Source organism: Microcoleus sp. Aus8_D2 (genome assembly GCF_036702665.1).
Taxonomy (GTDB): Bacteria; Cyanobacteriota; Cyanobacteriia; order Cyanobacteriales; family Microcoleaceae; genus Microcoleus.
This window is the reverse complement of sequence record NZ_JAUBUN010000006.1, coordinates 197030-213570: the sequence shown is the minus strand read 5'-3', so window position 1 is coordinate 213570 and position 16541 is coordinate 197030. Positions and strand designations below refer to the sequence as shown.

Genomic DNA, 16541 nt, shown 5'->3' with positions numbered 1-16541 from the left:
GAGGACTTTAGTCCGCAAAAAAAGAGAGGACTGAAGTCCTTACTACGAACCTAATTACGAACCTAATAACGTTCGTAGTGAGGACTTTAGTCCGCAAAAAATGAGAGGACTGAAGTCCTTACTACAAACCTATTGCGTTCATTTAACTAAAATCCATTGAGCGATACTGAAAATGCTAGCACCCAAACCCGCGGCGATCGGGATTGTTACCACCCAAGCCGAACCAATTGACTGCAAAGTTTGCCAGCGTACCGATTTCCAACCTTTAATCACCCCGACTCCCACAACTGCACCAACTAAAGCGTGGGATGTCGAAACCGGCAAACCCAAGCGAGATGCTAATAATACTGTGGTAGCTGTGGCCAATTCCGCGCAAAATCCGCCGCTGGGTTGCAGTGCGATGATGTTTTCGCCGACTGTGGCGATTACTTTTTTGCCCCAGATGGCTAAACCGATGACTATTCCTGTACCCCCGAGGACTAAAATCCACAGGGGAACCCTGAAATCTTCTAGAGGAAAGGAACCTGTGCGCTGGATGTACGCGATCGCAGCTAAAGGCGCAACCGCATTCCCTACGTCATTGGAACCGTGTGCAAATGCTACAAAACAAGCACTCAAAACTTGAAATCTCGCCATCTGTCGCTCGATCGCAGAATGGCGAGGAGAGGAGGAGAGGGGGAGATGGGGAGAGGGGGAGAGGGGGAGAGGGGAAGAGGGGGAGGGGGGAAGAGGGGGGGATTGGGATAATATTCCGTCGGGCTTCTTCTTTCTATCCGTTACATCCGTTACATCCGCTACAAAATCCGCTGCCGAACCTTCCTTGTCTAACTTTTGCCAGCTATTGAGCGAAAGCCCGATCGCCCCAATACTCCCGATAGCAATTACAATATCGTGAATTGGCAGATTCCAGCCAAATCGATCGCGTGCGAAGTCGATCGCCCCTGTTTGCACCAAAGCCACATCAACAACAGACGGTAATACAATTATCCCAAATACGCTCAGCAGGGCTGCACTCAGCCAAGGTATCCACTCGCGCAGTTGAAATAGAGGATCGGGGCGATCGAGAATCCAATGCTTCACCCCACTGTAAAATAGGGCGGCTAAAGCACCGCTAGCAAAAGGTGTCGCCACCCAAGTTAACGATATCCTGCCGATTATCGGCCAATCAACCGCATGAATTCCCGCTGCTACCCAGCTAAAACCTGCGATCGCGCCCACCACCGCATGGGATGAAGAAACCGGCAAACCTCGACTGGTAGCAATTTGCAGCCACAACCCGCAAGCTGCTAGCACTGACACCATCCCGATTAAAAATACCTGCGGTTTTGCCACAAACACTTCTGCATTCACAACTCCTGTTGCAAGAGTTTCGGAAACTCCTTGCCCGAACAGCACTGCACCGGAAAACTCCAGTATCCCTGCAACAATTATTGCTTGTCGCAGCGTCAGCGCCTTCGAGCCTACCGATGTCCCCATTGAGTTCGCCACATCGTTAGCCCCCAAGTTGGCGGCGACGTACAAGGCTAGCGCGGCGATCGCCCCAAGTTGCAGAAATACGACCTCAGAAGTATTTAACATAGAAGTTTTTTGACATAAATCTGGCAGTTCGATATATGATAAGGGATTGTGAGTTTTGGAAAATCCCATGAAAGGCGCAGAAATAATCCGCTCGATCGAGACGGAAGAAATAAATAGAGTCAAGGTAGAACTAAATAAACAGCTCCCCGAAATTTACGTAGGCGACACCGTGCGCGTCGGCGTGAGAATTAAAGAGGGCGCGAAAGAACGGGTTCAACCCTACGAAGGCACCGTGATTGCCATGCGGAACGGTGGCATTAATGAAACAATTACCGTGCGCCGCGTGTTTCAAGGCGTCGGCGTGGAACGGGTGTTTTTGATTCACTCGCCCCGCATCGCGACTGTCCAAGTCATGCGTCGCGGTAAAGTCCGTAGAGCCAAACTTTACTACCTGCGCGATCGCGTCGGCAAAGCAACTCGCGTCAAACAGCGGTTCGATCGCTCCCTGTAGGAATGCACCCAGCTTCCTATTGGTGAGAGAGAAAATGGGAAATTGAAAAATTCAAAAAAAGTTTCCCATTTCCGAGCACACTGTGTTAAAATAGAAATCTAGAGGTTAAGCGAGTTTAAGCAAACCTCACCTGTGCGCTCTTAGTTCAGTTGGTAGAACGCAGGTCTCCAAAACCTGATGTCGGGGGTTCAAGTCCTCCAGGGCGCGCTGAATCACCAAAATTTTAATTCTGCCCGAAAGCGCCCGGATTATTGGCTGGAAACAGCCGAAACCGCAGACTTTCGGGTAGAATTAATTTTTGTGGGCGGTTCGCAACAAAGGCCATCAACAAATGCTCGGTGTAGCTTCTCGATCGTCTGTGAGGGCGATCGTCGGCACATACATCGTAGATGGGTTGAGCTTGTAAAAAAGTGCTGCTTTGGATTTGAGATTTTGGACTTGGGCGTAAGTGGTTAGTGTCAAAAAATCAGATAGCCGCGAGCCACTCACAAAATCTAAAATCTAAAATCTGAAATCTAAAATCGCAAGGGGGATTCGATCGTGGCGAAAAAAGACGAAGCTCAAGAAACTCAAGAAATGACTGCGCCGGGGTTCGACCCTGCGGGTTTTTTTAAGGACACTAAAGAAGAACTCGATAAAGTGGTTTGGCCGAGCCGCCAGCAGCTAATTAGCGAGTCTTTAGCCGTGCTTTTGATGGTAATCCTCTCAGCCAGCCTGATCTATTTGGTGGATAACTTCTTTAACTGGGGCGCAGGAAAGGTGTTTGGGCCATGACTTTTGCATCAGAAGAATCTGATTATTCCACAGAAGCGACGGGACAGGCAGCATCGCCAGATGTGCCGGAGATTCAGGCTCGCTGGTATGCTGTTCAGGTGGCCTCAGGCTGCGAGAAGCGCGTGAAGGCAAACTTGGATCAGCGGATTCAAACTTTGGATGTTGCCGATCGCATCGTTCAAGTCGAAATTCCGCAAACTCCGGCGATCAAAGTCGGCAAAGACGGTTCCAGGCGTCAGTCAGATGAGAAAATCTTCCCCGGGTACGTACTCATCCGTATGTTTATGGACGAGGATACGTGGCAGGTGATTAAAAATACCCCGAACGTAATTAATTTTGTCGGGGCAGAGCAGAAACGCCGCTACGGGCGCGGCAGGGGTCACGTCAAACCGCTACCTCTGAGTCATTCGGAAGTAGAGCGGATCTTCAGAAGCGCTCAGGAATCAGAACCAGTTGTCAAAGTATCGATGGCGACAGGAGACCACGTTGTGGTACTTTCCGGGCCATTTAAGGATTTTGAAGGTGATGTGATAGAAGTTAGCCCGGAACGGAACAAGCTCAAAGTTTTACTCTCGATTTTTGGGCGCGATACGCCTGTAGAATTAGAGTTCAATCAGGTTCAGAAACAGAACTAACTAATGGCAAAGAAAGTTGTTGCAGTAATTAAGTTGGCGATTACAGCGGGAAAAGCCAACCCAGCTCCTCCGATCGGCCCGGCCTTGGGTCAGCACGGCGTCAATATTATGATGTTTTGCAAGGAGTACAATGCTAGAACCGCAGACCAAGCAGGTCTCGTGGTTCCGGTAGAAATTTCGGTTTTTGAAGACCGCAGTTTTACATTTATTCTCAAAACCCCGCCGGCGTCGGTTTTGATTCAAAAAGCTGCTGGCATTCCTAAGGGATCCGGCGAACCTAATCGCAAGCAAGTAGGGACAATCACACAGGCTCAGTTGCGAGAAATCGCTGAAACTAAGATGCCTGACCTTAACGCTAATGATGTTGAAGCTGCTATGAAAATTGTAGCGGGAACAGCTAAAAACATGGGCGTGGCGATCGCTGATTGAAGTCAGTTGACAGTTGTCAGTTGATAGTTGACAGTTGTCAGTTGATAGTTGTCGGTAATTCCCGATATAGCAGCTCAAGTCTTCAATCTAAAATCCAAAATTCCAAATTCTAAGTCGATTCAGGGGGAGAAGCAAAGCTTCGCTAGGAATCGCAAATGTTTTAGATTTGAAATGAGCGAAACGGTTCAATCTCAAATCGAAAAATGGAAAATCTCAAATCTACTAACCCCAAAAAAAACAATGGCAAAGAAAGTATCGCGAAGACTGCAAGAACTTCAAAAGAAAGTTGAAGAGAGACCTTACCTACCGCTGGAAGCTCTGCAACTTTTGAAAGAAACAGCAACCGCTAAGTTTGGCGAATCTGCTGAAGCTCACATCCGTTTGGGAATTGACCCGAAATATACTGACCAACAGTTGCGGACAACTGTATCGCTGCCAAAAGGCACTGGTCAAATAGTCAGAATTGCGGTGATTGCTAAGGGCGAAAAAGTTAAAGAAGCTCTGAATGCCGGCGCAGATATTGCTGGTTCTGAAGAGTTGATCGAGGAAATTCAAAAAGGCATGATGGACTTCGATTGCCTGATTGCTACTCCAGACGTGATGCCGTTGGTGGCAAAATTGGGTCGGTTGTTGGGCCCGCGCGGCTTGATGCCTTCTCCGAAAGGTGGTACGGTGACGACTGACATTGCTCGGGCGATTAACGAGTTCAAAGGTGGTAAACTAGAATTCCGTGCCGATCGCACAGGCATCGTTCATGTTATGTTTGGCAAGGCAGCTTTCTCAGCCGAAGATTTGCTGGTAAACCTTCATGCTTTGCAAGAAACTGTTGACCGCAACCGTCCTTCTGGTGCCAAAGGTCGCTACTGGCGCAGTTTGTACATATCCGCAACCATGGGCCCATCGATCGAAGTCGATATCAGTGCCCTGCGCGATACCAAACTTGATGCTGCGTAGAAAGTATTGATCCGAAGGCAGAAGTAAAAGACAGCTTCGGTTGTCTGTGTAAATCTCTCATATCAATTTTTTATGAGGCTGCTCCCGAATCTGATCCCCCTAACCCCCCTTAATAAGGGGGGGACAAGATTTCTATCAAAGTCAACCCCTACTCCCCTTATTAAGGGGGATTTAGGGGGATCGGAATATGTGCAACTTCACATTAAATTGGTATCAGGAAATTTGCATGATACCCTTGCTAATGTCTGCCGGATGGTGATAGTATAATCAAAAATCCATAAGCTGAAGACCGCAGGTGCTTAGCGCTTAATTTCCTGCCGAGGCCCAAGAAATAAAAACTCAAGAAAATCAATTAAAAAGTTCTATCTTTTAATTCCTAATTCTTAATTTTTAATTCTCTGCCCCGGCTATAAGGTTGGGGTTTTTGATTGGCAGTTTGAGATCCTAAAAGGAGGTGAAATTAGTATGGGCAAAAGTTTAGCAGTAAAAAATGAGATTATTGCAGACCTCAAGCAAACCTTGAGCGAATCTCAACTGGTAATCGCGATCGACTACAAAGGCTTAACTGTTGCTGAAATCACAGATTTGCGGCGGCGTTTGCGTCCGAAAGGCAGCAGTTGCCAAGTAGCAAAAAACACGCTGATGCGCATTGCTGTTGAAGGCAATGAAACATGGCAGCCGATACAGGAATTGCTGACTGGTACGTCGGCATTCATGTTCGTGCAAGAAGATATTGGCGGCGCGATTAAAGCTTACCAAGAATTCCAAAAAGCTTCCAAGAAGACAGAACTTCGCGGCGGCGTCATGGAAGGACGGGTACTGAAAGAAGCTGATGTTAAAGCATTAGCGGATCTGCCGTCGAAGGAACAACTCATGGCTCAAATTGCTGGCGCTATCAACGGTGTCGCAACCAAGTTGGCTGTGGGTATCAATCAAGTTCCTACTTCGATCGCGCGCGGTATCAAAGCTTATGCTGAAAAAGACGGTGATTCGACAGAAGCACCAGCAGAAGCAGAAGCAGAAAGCGTATCTGCTTAGATAGTTTTGAGTTTTGAATTTTGAGTTTTGAATTGAGAAATCTCGAACTAGAAAATCACAACTGACAACTGACAACTGACAACTGACAATTAATCAAATCGAACTAGGAGTTTAACGAATGTCTACTGCAACCGACGAAATCTTAGAAAAACTGAAGACTCTGACTTTGCTCGAAGCATCTGAATTGGTCAAGCAAATTGAAGAAGCTTTCGGCGTCAGCGCTGCTGCTCCTGTAGGCGGCATGATGATGATGGGCGCTCCGGCTGCTGCTGCTGAAGAAGTAGAAGTACAAACTGAATTCAGCGTAATTTTGGAAGAAGTTCCTGCTGACAAGAAAATCGCCATTCTGAAGGAAGTCCGCGCAATTACCGGTTTGGGCCTGAAAGAAGCGAAAGACTTGGTAGAAGCCGCACCTAAAGCAGTTAAGGAAGCTATTGCTAAGGAAGCTGCTGAAGAAATGAAGAAGCAGCTTGAAGCTGTGGGCGCCAAGATTTCTATCAAGTAGTCATAGACTGTAGCCGACAGGTTTTTACCTGTCGCTATGTGACCTCAGTTTGCTGTGCAGACTGAGGTTTTTTTGGGTTAGTTAAAGCGTATTGAGATATTTCGATATGCAAGAAAATAACTAAGGAATGAAAATTAAATAAATTAAGCGATTTGCTTGTTACCAGGCTCTGCCTGGTAACGCAGATATTGAGGCTCTGCCTCGTTTTACTTCGCAGCTTATAGTAAAAAGGATTATAGGAGGTGTTTAAGTTATTAAATTTTCGTTCCTAAATTCAATTTAGACAACAATTCTTTACATATTCTTGAAAAACAGAAGACAATTTAAACAAGATTTTATCCTCTTTTATTTTCGTTACTAAATACCTTTGTTGTAAAGACTGTAAACCATTAATTAAATCCATTGATGATAAATCTAAACTCTGTCTTAAATATTCTCTGGATAGAGGTTGATTAAACTTACTTAATTCTAAAACAAGTTGCTGTTCTATAGGTGATAGTTTGTTAAATAACTGGTTAAAATTATCTTGCATATTTTTGGTAATAATCAAGCTATTATCCGCTAAAAACTCAGCAACATCCCCATCAAAAATCTTTTTGATTGAAATAGCAATACTTTTTAAATAAACCGGATTACCCTCATATAAATTAATTAACTTTAACCAACTATCCTCATTTTTTAATCCTGTACCTTTCAGAATCTCCACATCATCTAAACCTGATAACTCTAAAGACTTAATAGGATATAATTTTTCATCTAAACACTGCATTTCTGCACATTGTTCTTGACTAATTAAAATTACATGACTCTGATGTTCAGTTTCTGTAATCATGGTGAACAAGTTTTGATAATCTTGATATTCAGACTTATATTGTCCCGCCAATTGACCAGGAATAAAGATATTATGAACATCATCAAGAATAATCCAACATTTTTTGTCTCTCAAAATATCTAATAATTGTTTTAACTTATCATCTATAGTTTCTTTAGCTTCTTGTTTACAAGCATTCAATAAATCATTAACCAATAACTCTAAAGGTTTAGGAAATTTTAGGCTTCTCCAGATAATTACTTCAAATTCTTGTAGATTGAGATCGACAAACCTTTTAACTAGAATAGTTTTACCAATTCCACTCGATCCCAATACTGAGGTTAAACGAGTATTTTGATTTAAGATCCAATTAGAAATAGTTTTAAGTTGAGATTCTCTTGCGTAAAAATTGATGATTTGAGGAGCTACGGTTAAATCGCGATACTTTGATTGATTATGGCTTTCTTGATGTTTGTCGTTATATTGATAAGGAGATGAACAAAAGCTAAAATTATTACTGCTTTGTATATTAATAAATTGGGATGATGTTAATTGTAATCTTTCAAATGTAGAACGAAAATTAGTTTTTTTTATATCCTCACCCAATATTTCAGATAAAAGTTGCCATAATTCAGCACCTACATCACCTACATGATTTTTAGTGACATAGCACTTCTGGGCGATATCATCATAGGTTTGTCTTTCCCAAGTCCCCTCAACTACAGCCCTTTGAACATCATCTAGATGCTTTCCAGTTCGTTCAACCACTAGGCGATCGACAAATTGTAACAGTTGGCTTACATTCATCAAAGCTATACATGATAAAGGTTTTAGCCATTATAGCTGAATTCACTCCTATTTTTTCCTATCTTTTCCTATTTTTTGCTTAATATTGTGTAACAAAACTCCAGTTGAAATCCGAGTTTTTCCGATCGCACTCCCATCTTTAATTTTGGTATGCTCTTAAATCGAACACAGGCTTAAAAAGTCGTGCTTTTTCCGTTGTTGATAATTTTTTAGGAGCATTACTAAAATGACACAAGCAAAAGAAGGATTACTCACTGATACTGATTCACAAAATGATTGTATCGTTCTCGATATTGAAGAATTTGACTTAAGTGACTTAGATTCACTCAAAAACACAGCACTTGGTAATATTTTGGAAAAAGATTTTTATCCCAGTTCATCTGGTCATGGTAAACATTCTAGCCATTCTTCTCATGGTAAGTATACTAAAGGTACTTGGTAATATTCAATCATAACAAGGTTAAATAGTATTAAATAGCTACGATTTACCCCGAATAGTAGCTATTTAATTTAGACATAAGTTAAATAATTCATGAATAGATGATAGAGTTATGACTGAATTTGTACCTACACCCTTGGGTTCACTTGTTTGTAAAATAGTATCACGTTGCAATCTTAACTGTGATTATTGCTATATGTATCAACATAGCGATCAAAGTTGGCAACAGCAACCGTTGAAAATGTCAGAAGCAACTATTACACAATTAGGTAAGAGAATTGAGGAACATACCACTAAACATCAAGTATCAGAATTTTCTGTTATCATGCACGGTGGAGAACCTCTCTTGGCGGGATTAGATTATATTAAAATATTTCAAGAAATTATCACGAAAAATGTTCCTAAGATTAAATTAGAATTTGGCATACAAACTAATGGAGTTTTGTTAAATAATGAAATATTAGATTTTTGTTTTTCTAATAATATAAAAATAGGCTTAAGTATGGATGGCTATCAAGAAGCCAATGATTTGCATCGCTTAGATCATCAAGGTAAATCTTCATTTTCTAGTTTGGAAAATACTCTTCAATTATTAAGTAGCGATCGAGGACGTAAAATATGGACTGGTTTTTTATGTGTGATCGATATCAACAACGATCCTGAAAGAGTATATTCGTATTTATCACAACATAAGCCTCCTTTTATTGATTTTTTATTCCCTTTACATCACCACGATTTAAGACCTCTTGGTAAAGAACAATCTCTTGATGTAAGCCCTTATGCAGATTGGTTACTTAAGATTTTTAATATTTGGTATCATCAAAAACCTCAAACAATCCGAATCAGGAAATTTGAAGAAATTATTTCGCTAATGCTAGGATTGCAAGGGAATTCAGAAGAATGGGGTTTAAACCCTGTTGATTTTGCTGTTATTGAAACCAATGGTGATATTGAAGCAGTTGATTCTTTGAAAGTTACTTATCCCGAAGCTACCAAGTTAGGAATGAATTTATTTACCCACAGTTTTGATGATATTTTTGATTCCCCAAAGGTTATTGAACGTCAAGAAAAGTGGCAATATTTGAGCAAAGATTGTCAAGAATGTAACTTAGTTAAAGTTTGTGGTGGTGGTTATCTTCCCCATAGATACTCTAGCGAAAATTACTTTCAAAATCCATCAGTGTATTGTTCCGATCTCAAAAAACTGATTACTACAATTCGCCGAGAAGTGATTGAAGATTTGCAAACAATAAAGAATAAAAAGCTTCCTGCTGTTTAGTCAAACTTCGTCTTATTAAATTAGGGTTAGTGCAATGAAGATTAAGCTGGATATTAATACGATCAAAAACTTTGTTTCTCCTGCGGGGGCTTCCGATCCATTAGTTAAAGTAATTTTTTTGGCAGAATATCATAGAACTTTGCTAAGGTTAAGTAATCTCAATCAAAAACTGCAATCAGAATCACCTGATTTAATTAATCGTACCAAATTTTATCAATCTTTTGAGTTGGTCAAATCTTTTTCTAAAAATGCCCAAAGAAAAATTTTACGCTATCCATCTTTTAGTTTTTGGTTAGATACTGCTTGGCAATTAGTTAACCGAAAAGCTCATATTCTGTTTCCAGAAATGCACATTAAGTTTCATCTAGAATCTTTTCAAAAGTTTATTTTAGCAATGGCAAAATATGACAAGATAGAAAATATTGAGTGTTTTTTATATACAGATCATGCTGGAATTATTGCCATACCCGGAACAGGAATTTATTTACAGCATCCTCAGCATATTGCCTTTCAAAGATTGCGTTTTGTTACCACAACTAATGATAGTTTTCATATTTATACAGATGGTAATCAAAATTTGGAGATGATTCAGAATGAAATACCTCATCTAAATAATGGGATTGAATTAAATGGTTTTGATAGTGATTTACATTTAGGAGGTCGCTATGATTGGAATTTTGAGGAGTTAACACCAACTTCCACTATTAAATGGTTATCTAGTTTAGAGGAAGCTTGGTTTTGGATAGATAGTTGTTCAACTTTATTAGCAAGTGAACTGTTAATGGGAGTACAATCTTTAGTTCCAGTACATTCTCATGCTATTGATGTTCATAGAAGTCAGACATTTCGAGAAATACCCGGACTTCTCGTTTTATCTTGGATGCCAGATACCTCAGTCATAGTAGAAGCTTTAGTCCATGAATATCATCATCATAAACTTAATGCTTTATTAAATTTAGATCCAATCATTGTAGAAGGTAGTCCTGAAGCAATTTATTATTCTCCTTGGCGTGACGATCCTCGACCTCTCAGTGGTATTTTGCAGGGAATTTATGTCTTTCAAGCTGTTTTAGAATTTGGGCATAAAATTCTGAAAACAGATATACCTATTTTACAAGAAAAGCGTTTACAACAAAGAGTATATACTGCTAAACAACAACTGCTAACTGCACTTAAAGTTTTCAAAACAAATGCAGAATTTTCTTTGATTGGTCAAGGCTTGATTGAAGCAATAGAAGAAAATATCGATCGAGTTGAACCTGAAATTTCTCAAACAGAAAAACAACTGATTGACGTTAGATTAAAAGAACATCAGCAGAAATGGGAAGCGGCAAATCCTAATTTAATCGGGACACAAATCTTGCCAATTCAAGTATCTATTGATTTGGCAAATACTGACAACAATACAATATTGAATCAATCATGTAAATGGCTAGGAATTACACCAAATATTGATTTACGTCCCTTAACTTATCTGAGACAACCATTCGATCCAATTCTTGAGACTTTAGTGGCTGTTTACCACGATCGAGGCTTAAAAGAATTAGAAGACATATTAAAAGAAACTCAGTTGGGAACTTCTGTTTTATTGGACTTAATATGTGGACATACTGCTTATCTCAATCACGACTATCAGCAAGCAGCAGAATTTTATCAAAGTTGTATTGAGCAATATCCTAATGCTCCTTATTTTTGGCAATGTTTTATGTTTGCATTAAGACATTTAAACCTGTTAGACGATTACGAGTTAATCTTAATTAATCTAGATAAACTTGTTGCCAATAGTTTAGAATTCAAAAAAATAATCCGCCAAAAATCAACCTCTGAAAATAAAGTTCAAATGATGGTTAAATTAGTTAAAACATTAGTTAATTAAAAATTTTATGAATATAGCAATTTTGAGCAAATACTTAGTAAATAGTCCTTTTAGCAAATACCTTGAGATATTTCCTGATGGGGGACAATTACCTGCTTTTATTGCTACTGTTAAAGGATTAAAATCAGCAACAGATTTATGGGTTGAAAAGCCCAGATGGAAATCTTTTTGTGAATTAGCTCAATATTTTGGCTTGTATTATTATGTAGATGCTTATTTCGACCGAGATATGGGAAAATTAAACAGTTTACCTCAAGAGTTATTTACTACAACTAAAGCTGTTTTTAGTAAAGTATTTTCTGACCAAGCTCATGTTTTTATTGCTAAGTCACAAGATGCTTTAACAAATGCAATTGCTTCAGGATGGTATCCTTTAGTTGTCGATGGAAGAGTAATTGAAAAACATTTAGCAGACCATTATACTTTTGGAAAAGCACTAGGTTATCCTCAATGTTGTCTTGAGTTTTTTCAAAAGCGAAATCATTGGAATTTTTATAATAATTACTATGAAACTTATCGAAATACAATTAACAAACCTACATATTTAGCAAATGGGTTGTTACGCCATACTCCATTCTCATTGATTCCCCATATACCTTGTTCTTTTAATTGTGAAGCATCTATCGAGTATGCTAAAAAAAATCGGCTTCTAATTAATGAGGAGAGCCAAGAATATTTAGAAGAAATAGAACATCATTTACAAACACCAATTTTATGTCTTTCAGAACTTAAAATTTATCGTTTAGAAGGTAACATTGTTGCTAAAAATGTAGTCAACTATCAATCTGTAGAGGCAATATATCCTACATCACAAAATGATTTACTATATCAAATACTTGTTAAAGGTGATACTTGTATTGTTGAGGGGAATATTATTAGAGTTTACCGAGACAATACTCAGATAAGTGCTTATTTTGCTAGAGGTGACAAACATGAAGTAGAGATTCCATTTTTAATTAGTTTTTCCAAAGATACTTAATTGACAAAATAGGTATTATTAAAAACATTCTAGGGGCATATAAAATGTATACTTTAGTTTTAATTAGATGAGGATTAATATCATGAATCTTGCAGAAAAAATTATTAACAATATTCAAGAAAAAGATTTACAATATATTCTTGATTTAGAAAAAGAGATTTTGAATTCTAAATTAACTTTAGATCGAAATTTGTTAATAGATGTGGAGGATCAAAAAACCGCCCAACGATATTTCTATCTTTATACACTACCTATGTTAGAAGGACTAGGACTTTTAGAGCAGCAGGAAAATGCTATTTTTTGGGGGACTGTGCAATTATGTTTAGATTTACATCTAAGATATGTGGATTACATCATAGATGATGATAAAATAGACATAAGCAGATTATTAATTACGCAAAAATCTTATAACTATTTATTCCGATCGCAAATGCTACTAAATCAAAAAGGCTATTTGTGGGGTTCCGATCAAATGGCTATTTATACGCAATATTTTGACTACGAGAATGAGGCAAATACCGATATGTTTCATGATTTTGGTAGCTTATGGAGACGAGTATCTCCTCTATTCATTGTTTCTGGAAGTTACTTAAAATTATCTGGTCAAGTAGTTGATTTTGATTTTTATTACAAACGATATATAACTTCTTGGCTGCTCAAAGCAGATTGCTCGGATATTATTAAGGATATTCATAAACAAAAAACTCCGATTACCAATTTAGTATATGATTACGATGCTCAAATTGGGAATAATGTAATGTTGATGCCTAAGACTATTAACTCTATTGATGTCAAACTCGATCGAGGTTTAACTCAAATCAAAAACCACATATTTAACAAACTTCCAATATGGACAATAATTATTGAAAGTTTGTTGTCTTAAAGTTTCGCTATAGCCTTTCGAGCGAAAGATGGAGTACGCCGAAACCCTCTGTTGTCAAGCTTTTTAGGTTTAATTATATACCTCATCTATCCAAGAACCGCTATATCAGGCTTGAACGGCTTTGGTTGTCACTGTCTTTGTTATACCATTTATAAAAAGTCGTGCTACAAAACAATTGTTGGGCGGAGTGAAACGGAGGGTTGTTTCCACGGGCCCGAAGTGTAAGGTGCGTCGCCATGAGATTGTTAACTTAATTTAGGGATTTTTCAGGGCGACACACCCTACAAATACTCCAATTATTTTGCCAAATTCTCAAAACTCGGCTTCCATTTGTCGCACGACGGTTAAAGCAGAATAGGAAACACCGGCTGTACCTTCTCCCGGATGGGTGGAGTCGCCGACTAACCAGAGATTTTTAATTGGCGTGCGGTTGGCAAATCCGAAGGGGCCGAAGGTTGGTATTCGCTGGCCGATGCCGCCCACAACTCCTCGATCGCGCGCCGTGTAGCGGGCAAAGGTGCGAGGTGTGGCTGATTCTTGGTGTACAATTTTTTCGGGTGTCAAATCGAAATATTCGCTCAAACGCGCGATCGCCCCTTCAGTATATTTTTGCTTCAATCCTTCATAATCAACCGAATTCCACCACATTCGAGTATCAGTAAAAGACGAAGCGATAATTGTCGCCATTCCCTGCGGTGCTCGGCCGTCGCCCGCATGACTCACGGAAACAAATAACGAATTATTCTCGCCAATCTCGCCGTCGTAATCGTAGAGAAACTGAAGGTGCGGCGGACAATTTGCTGGAATTGCGCTTTCATCCACTCCCAAATATATGACAAATGCGCCGGATGCGGGCGGCAATTTATCGACTCGATATTTGTAGCCTGCCATTTGATTTGGCAGTGAGTCTGTTGTTTCTGAATTATCTGTTAAAGTTTCTAAAACAGGCTCGTTTGACATCAATTTTACTAGATTTTGCGCGGTCACGTTGGCGACAATGCGATCGGCTGTTTCTGTCCAAACTTCGCCTGTTTTTTGATTGCGAATCACTGTAGCGGTGGCTTTACCGTTAGTGGTGACAATACTTTCGACTGTATGGCGCAGCAGGACTTTGCCGCCGTAAAGCTCGATCGCACTTACGAGGCGATCGCTCAACACCTGCATACTTCCTTGTAGATGATACAACCCTTGCGGCTCTTGGGAAACACCTAAAGCTGTCGCCGCGTACAGCAGCGCCGTTTCTTCCGTATCGACTTGGGAGTACAATTTTAACTGCAAATCCAGAAAAGTTCTCAAGCGCAAATTGTCGCCCAAACCGCACAACCGCAAAGCATCTCCCACTGTCATAAAAGTGAAAGGCAAAGTAATTAAAGTATCGGGGCGAACTGCTTGAATTAATTGCCAGAAATCCCAGAAGTTTCTGGGCGGTAAAACGGGATCGCGCCCTTGAAATTTCCAGCTAGCTTGGAACAATGCAGATAATAACTGCCAAAAAGGTTCGCTTCCGGGGAATTGTCGCTGTCTTTCTTCTTGCCACTTTTGCGGATCTCGCCACACGCTAATCGGTGCGGTTTCTCCCGGCAAAAATACCGCACAAGCCGGATCGCAGGGTGTGGCGGGGGGAAGTTCTATTTCTAATTCTGAGAAAATTCGGTGGTGAATCCCTCCGGGTTCCAATCCTGCAACCTGCGTGGCGCCGACATCGAAGGTAAAGCCTTTGCGTTTGAAGGTGGAGGCGCATCCTCCAGGGACGATCGCCTGATCTAACACTAGCACTTGGTATCCTCTGCGGGCCAGCAGGGCTGCTGCTGTCAGCCCGCCGATGCCGGCTCCAATTACCGTGACGCGGCCCTTTGTGTCTGCTGCACTGGGTTTGCTCTCAGGGGTGCGATCGCTCGTCATAATTTATTTATTGTAATATTTCTTAATATTATGCTCATATTTAGCAATAAAAAGCTTGTGCAGATAGCGCATAACGGCTGTCTCATGTCCGATCGATTACCACCACAAAAAAGGTTCGTAGTGCGGACTTCAGTCCGCTCACTTGCTGCGGACTGAAGTCCGCACTACGAACCGATCGCGCGTGCGGTTAATCTGGAGACGATATGAGATGGTGCGTAATTGACCGGATCGTGATATAAGACTTGTAGGAACAGGGCATTGCCGTGTCCCTACCCGCAGCTTTAAAAAAATCGTATCAGAATCAGGGACGGCGCCACTTATTGAGATAAGCTTCGCCAATCCCAGCCACAGCTTGCATTTGAACGAGCTGTTCCCGTAAAGCTTTGATGGTTCTTTGCTGTTCTTGAGACTGTTGCTGCAAATCCTCGTAATTTCGCTGTTTCGCCGCACTTTGGCTCAATTGATCTTTTAGAGAGTGGAACTCGGTGAGTTGAATTTGCAAGCTGCAGATCGCACTTGACGTTTCTGCTAACTGGTGCTGCAAAGCTTCGTAACTCGACTTCGACACGGTTTGCTGCAATTGGCTTTCGAGATTTTGCTTTTCGGTAGCGAATTGCTGGTGCAATTGGGCGATCGAACTTTCTTTTTCACCGAATTGATGCTGCAAAGATTCCAAATCGCTCGATTTGGAGGCTAGTTGCTGCTGCAATTCGTTGGCCCAATGTTCTTTTTCACCGAATTGATGCTGCAAAGATGCCAAATCGCTCGACTTGGAGGCTAGTTGCTGCTGCAATTCGTTGGCCCAATGTTCTTTTTCACCGAATTGATGCTGCAAAGATGCCAAATCGCTCGACTTGGAGGCTAGTTGCTGCTGCAATTCGTTGGCCCAATGTTCTTTTTCACCGAATTGATGCTGCAAAGATGCCAACTCGCTCGATTTGGAGGCTAGTTGCTGCTGCAATTCGTTGGCCCAATGTTCTTTTTCGGCGAATTGATGCTGCAAAGATTCCAAATCGCTCGACTTGGAGGCTAGTTGCTGCTGCAATTCCTGTTCCCGATGTTCTTTTTCGGCGAATTGATGCTGTAAAGATTCGTAACTTGACTTCGATACAGTTTCCTGCAATTGGCTTTCGAGATTTTGCTTGTCAGCTAATTGCTGCTGCAATTGGGCGATCGAACTTTCGCGTTCCGTCAACTGCTG

At 40.8% G+C, this 16541-nt stretch carries 16 protein-coding genes, 1 tRNA gene, 1 pseudogene and 1 other annotated feature; of the genes and pseudogenes, 13 read left to right on the top strand and 5 right to left on the bottom strand.

All coding sequences use genetic code 11. The features are described from left to right. Nucleotides 1-138: 138 nt before the first annotated feature. Entirely contained in the window at nucleotides 139-1578 is a 1440-nt protein-coding gene (locus tag QUB64_RS07285; protein ID WP_333267263.1) for an inorganic phosphate transporter, read from the bottom strand. A gap of 67 nt (nucleotides 1579-1645) precedes the next feature. On the opposite strand from QUB64_RS07285, the gene rplS reads away from it, so the two are divergent. After that, nucleotides 1646-2029 carry a 50S ribosomal protein L19 gene (gene rplS, locus QUB64_RS07280; RefSeq protein WP_333267261.1) on the top strand — a complete coding sequence of 128 codons (384 nt, stop codon included), beginning with the start codon at nucleotides 1646-1648 and terminating at the stop codon, nucleotides 2027-2029. A 134-nt stretch (nucleotides 2030-2163) separates the two neighbouring features. Then, nucleotides 2164-2236 (top strand) — tRNA-Trp (locus QUB64_RS07275). A 117-nt stretch (nucleotides 2237-2353) separates the two neighbouring features. Here the strand turns inward: QUB64_RS07275 and QUB64_RS07270 are convergent. Continuing rightward, a complete protein-coding gene (locus tag QUB64_RS07270; RefSeq protein ID WP_333267259.1) occupies nucleotides 2354-2491 on the bottom strand; it encodes a hypothetical protein in 138 nt (45 codons plus the stop codon). Between the two features lie 78 nt (nucleotides 2492-2569). Here QUB64_RS07270 and secE point away from each other — a divergent pair, with 78 nt between their 5' ends. The 6 genes from secE to rplL all read left to right on the top strand — a co-directional run bounded on the left by secE (nucleotide 2570) and on the right by rplL (nucleotide 6364). After that, on the top strand, nucleotides 2570-2803 hold the full coding sequence (secE, locus tag QUB64_RS07265; RefSeq protein ID WP_333267256.1) for a preprotein translocase subunit SecE: 234 nt from the start codon (nucleotides 2570-2572) through the stop codon (nucleotides 2801-2803). Beyond that, nucleotides 2800-3438, top strand: a complete 639-nt coding sequence (gene nusG / locus QUB64_RS07260) for a transcription termination/antitermination protein NusG (RefSeq protein WP_333267254.1) — start codon at nucleotides 2800-2802, stop codon at nucleotides 3436-3438. Before secE ends, nusG begins: the two co-directional genes overlap by 4 nt. 3 nt (nucleotides 3439-3441) lie before the next feature. After that, the gene (gene rplK / locus QUB64_RS07255; RefSeq protein ID WP_333267252.1) at nucleotides 3442-3867 is read left to right on the top strand and encodes a 50S ribosomal protein L11; all 426 of its coding nucleotides are present in this window, start codon (nucleotides 3442-3444) and stop codon (nucleotides 3865-3867) included. 240 nt (nucleotides 3868-4107) lie between these two features. Continuing rightward, on the top strand, nucleotides 4108-4821 hold the full coding sequence (gene rplA / locus QUB64_RS07250) for a 50S ribosomal protein L1 (protein ID WP_333267250.1): 714 nt from the start codon (nucleotides 4108-4110) through the stop codon (nucleotides 4819-4821). 264 nt (nucleotides 4822-5085) lie between these two features. After that, nucleotides 5086-5257, top strand: a sequence feature (ribosomal protein L10 leader region). Nucleotides 5258-5286: 29 nt separating this feature from the next. Next, a complete protein-coding gene (gene rplJ / locus QUB64_RS07245; RefSeq protein ID WP_333267248.1) occupies nucleotides 5287-5859 on the top strand; it encodes a 50S ribosomal protein L10 in 573 nt (190 codons plus the stop codon). A gap of 118 nt (nucleotides 5860-5977) precedes the next feature. Then, a complete protein-coding gene (rplL, locus tag QUB64_RS07240; RefSeq protein WP_333267246.1) occupies nucleotides 5978-6364 on the top strand; it encodes a 50S ribosomal protein L7/L12 in 387 nt (128 codons plus the stop codon). Nucleotides 6365-6638: 274 nt separating this feature from the next. On the opposite strand, the gene QUB64_RS07235 is transcribed toward rplL, so the two are convergent. After that, nucleotides 6639-7982: an AAA family ATPase gene (locus QUB64_RS07235; protein WP_333267244.1), complete on the bottom strand. Its 1344-nt coding sequence runs from the start codon at nucleotides 7980-7982 to the stop codon at nucleotides 6639-6641. A 226-nt stretch (nucleotides 7983-8208) separates the two neighbouring features. Here QUB64_RS07235 and QUB64_RS07230 point away from each other — a divergent pair, with 226 nt between their 5' ends. From QUB64_RS07230 to QUB64_RS07210, 5 genes are all read left to right on the top strand, one after another. Further along, nucleotides 8209-8424: a hypothetical protein gene (locus tag QUB64_RS07230; protein WP_333267241.1), complete on the top strand. Its 216-nt coding sequence runs from the start codon at nucleotides 8209-8211 to the stop codon at nucleotides 8422-8424. A 109-nt stretch (nucleotides 8425-8533) separates the two neighbouring features. After that, a complete protein-coding gene (locus QUB64_RS07225) occupies nucleotides 8534-9700 on the top strand; it encodes an FxsB family cyclophane-forming radical SAM/SPASM peptide maturase (protein ID WP_333267239.1) in 1167 nt (388 codons plus the stop codon). A gap of 34 nt (nucleotides 9701-9734) precedes the next feature. Continuing rightward, on the top strand, nucleotides 9735-11576 hold the full coding sequence (locus tag QUB64_RS07220; protein WP_333267237.1) for an aKG-HExxH-type peptide beta-hydroxylase: 1842 nt from the start codon (nucleotides 9735-9737) through the stop codon (nucleotides 11574-11576). Between the two features lie 7 nt (nucleotides 11577-11583). Next, entirely contained in the window at nucleotides 11584-12555 is a 972-nt protein-coding gene (locus QUB64_RS07215) for a DUF483 domain-containing protein (RefSeq protein ID WP_333267234.1), read from the top strand. Nucleotides 12556-12637: 82 nt separating this feature from the next. Beyond that, nucleotides 12638-13438, top strand: coding sequence for a hypothetical protein (locus QUB64_RS07210; RefSeq protein ID WP_333267232.1), 801 nt, complete (start codon nucleotides 12638-12640; stop codon nucleotides 13436-13438). A 312-nt stretch (nucleotides 13439-13750) separates the two neighbouring features. Here the strand turns inward: QUB64_RS07210 and crtD are convergent, their stop codons facing one another. Together crtD and QUB64_RS07200 are read right to left on the bottom strand one after the other, a co-directional pair. After that, complete coding sequence (gene crtD / locus QUB64_RS07205) at nucleotides 13751-15340, bottom strand: C-3',4' desaturase CrtD (RefSeq protein ID WP_333267230.1); 1590 nt, start codon at nucleotides 15338-15340, stop codon at nucleotides 13751-13753. Nucleotides 15341-15641: 301 nt separating this feature from the next. Then, nucleotides 15642-16541, bottom strand: a pseudogene (locus QUB64_RS07200) (CopG family transcriptional regulator); the annotation flags it as partial.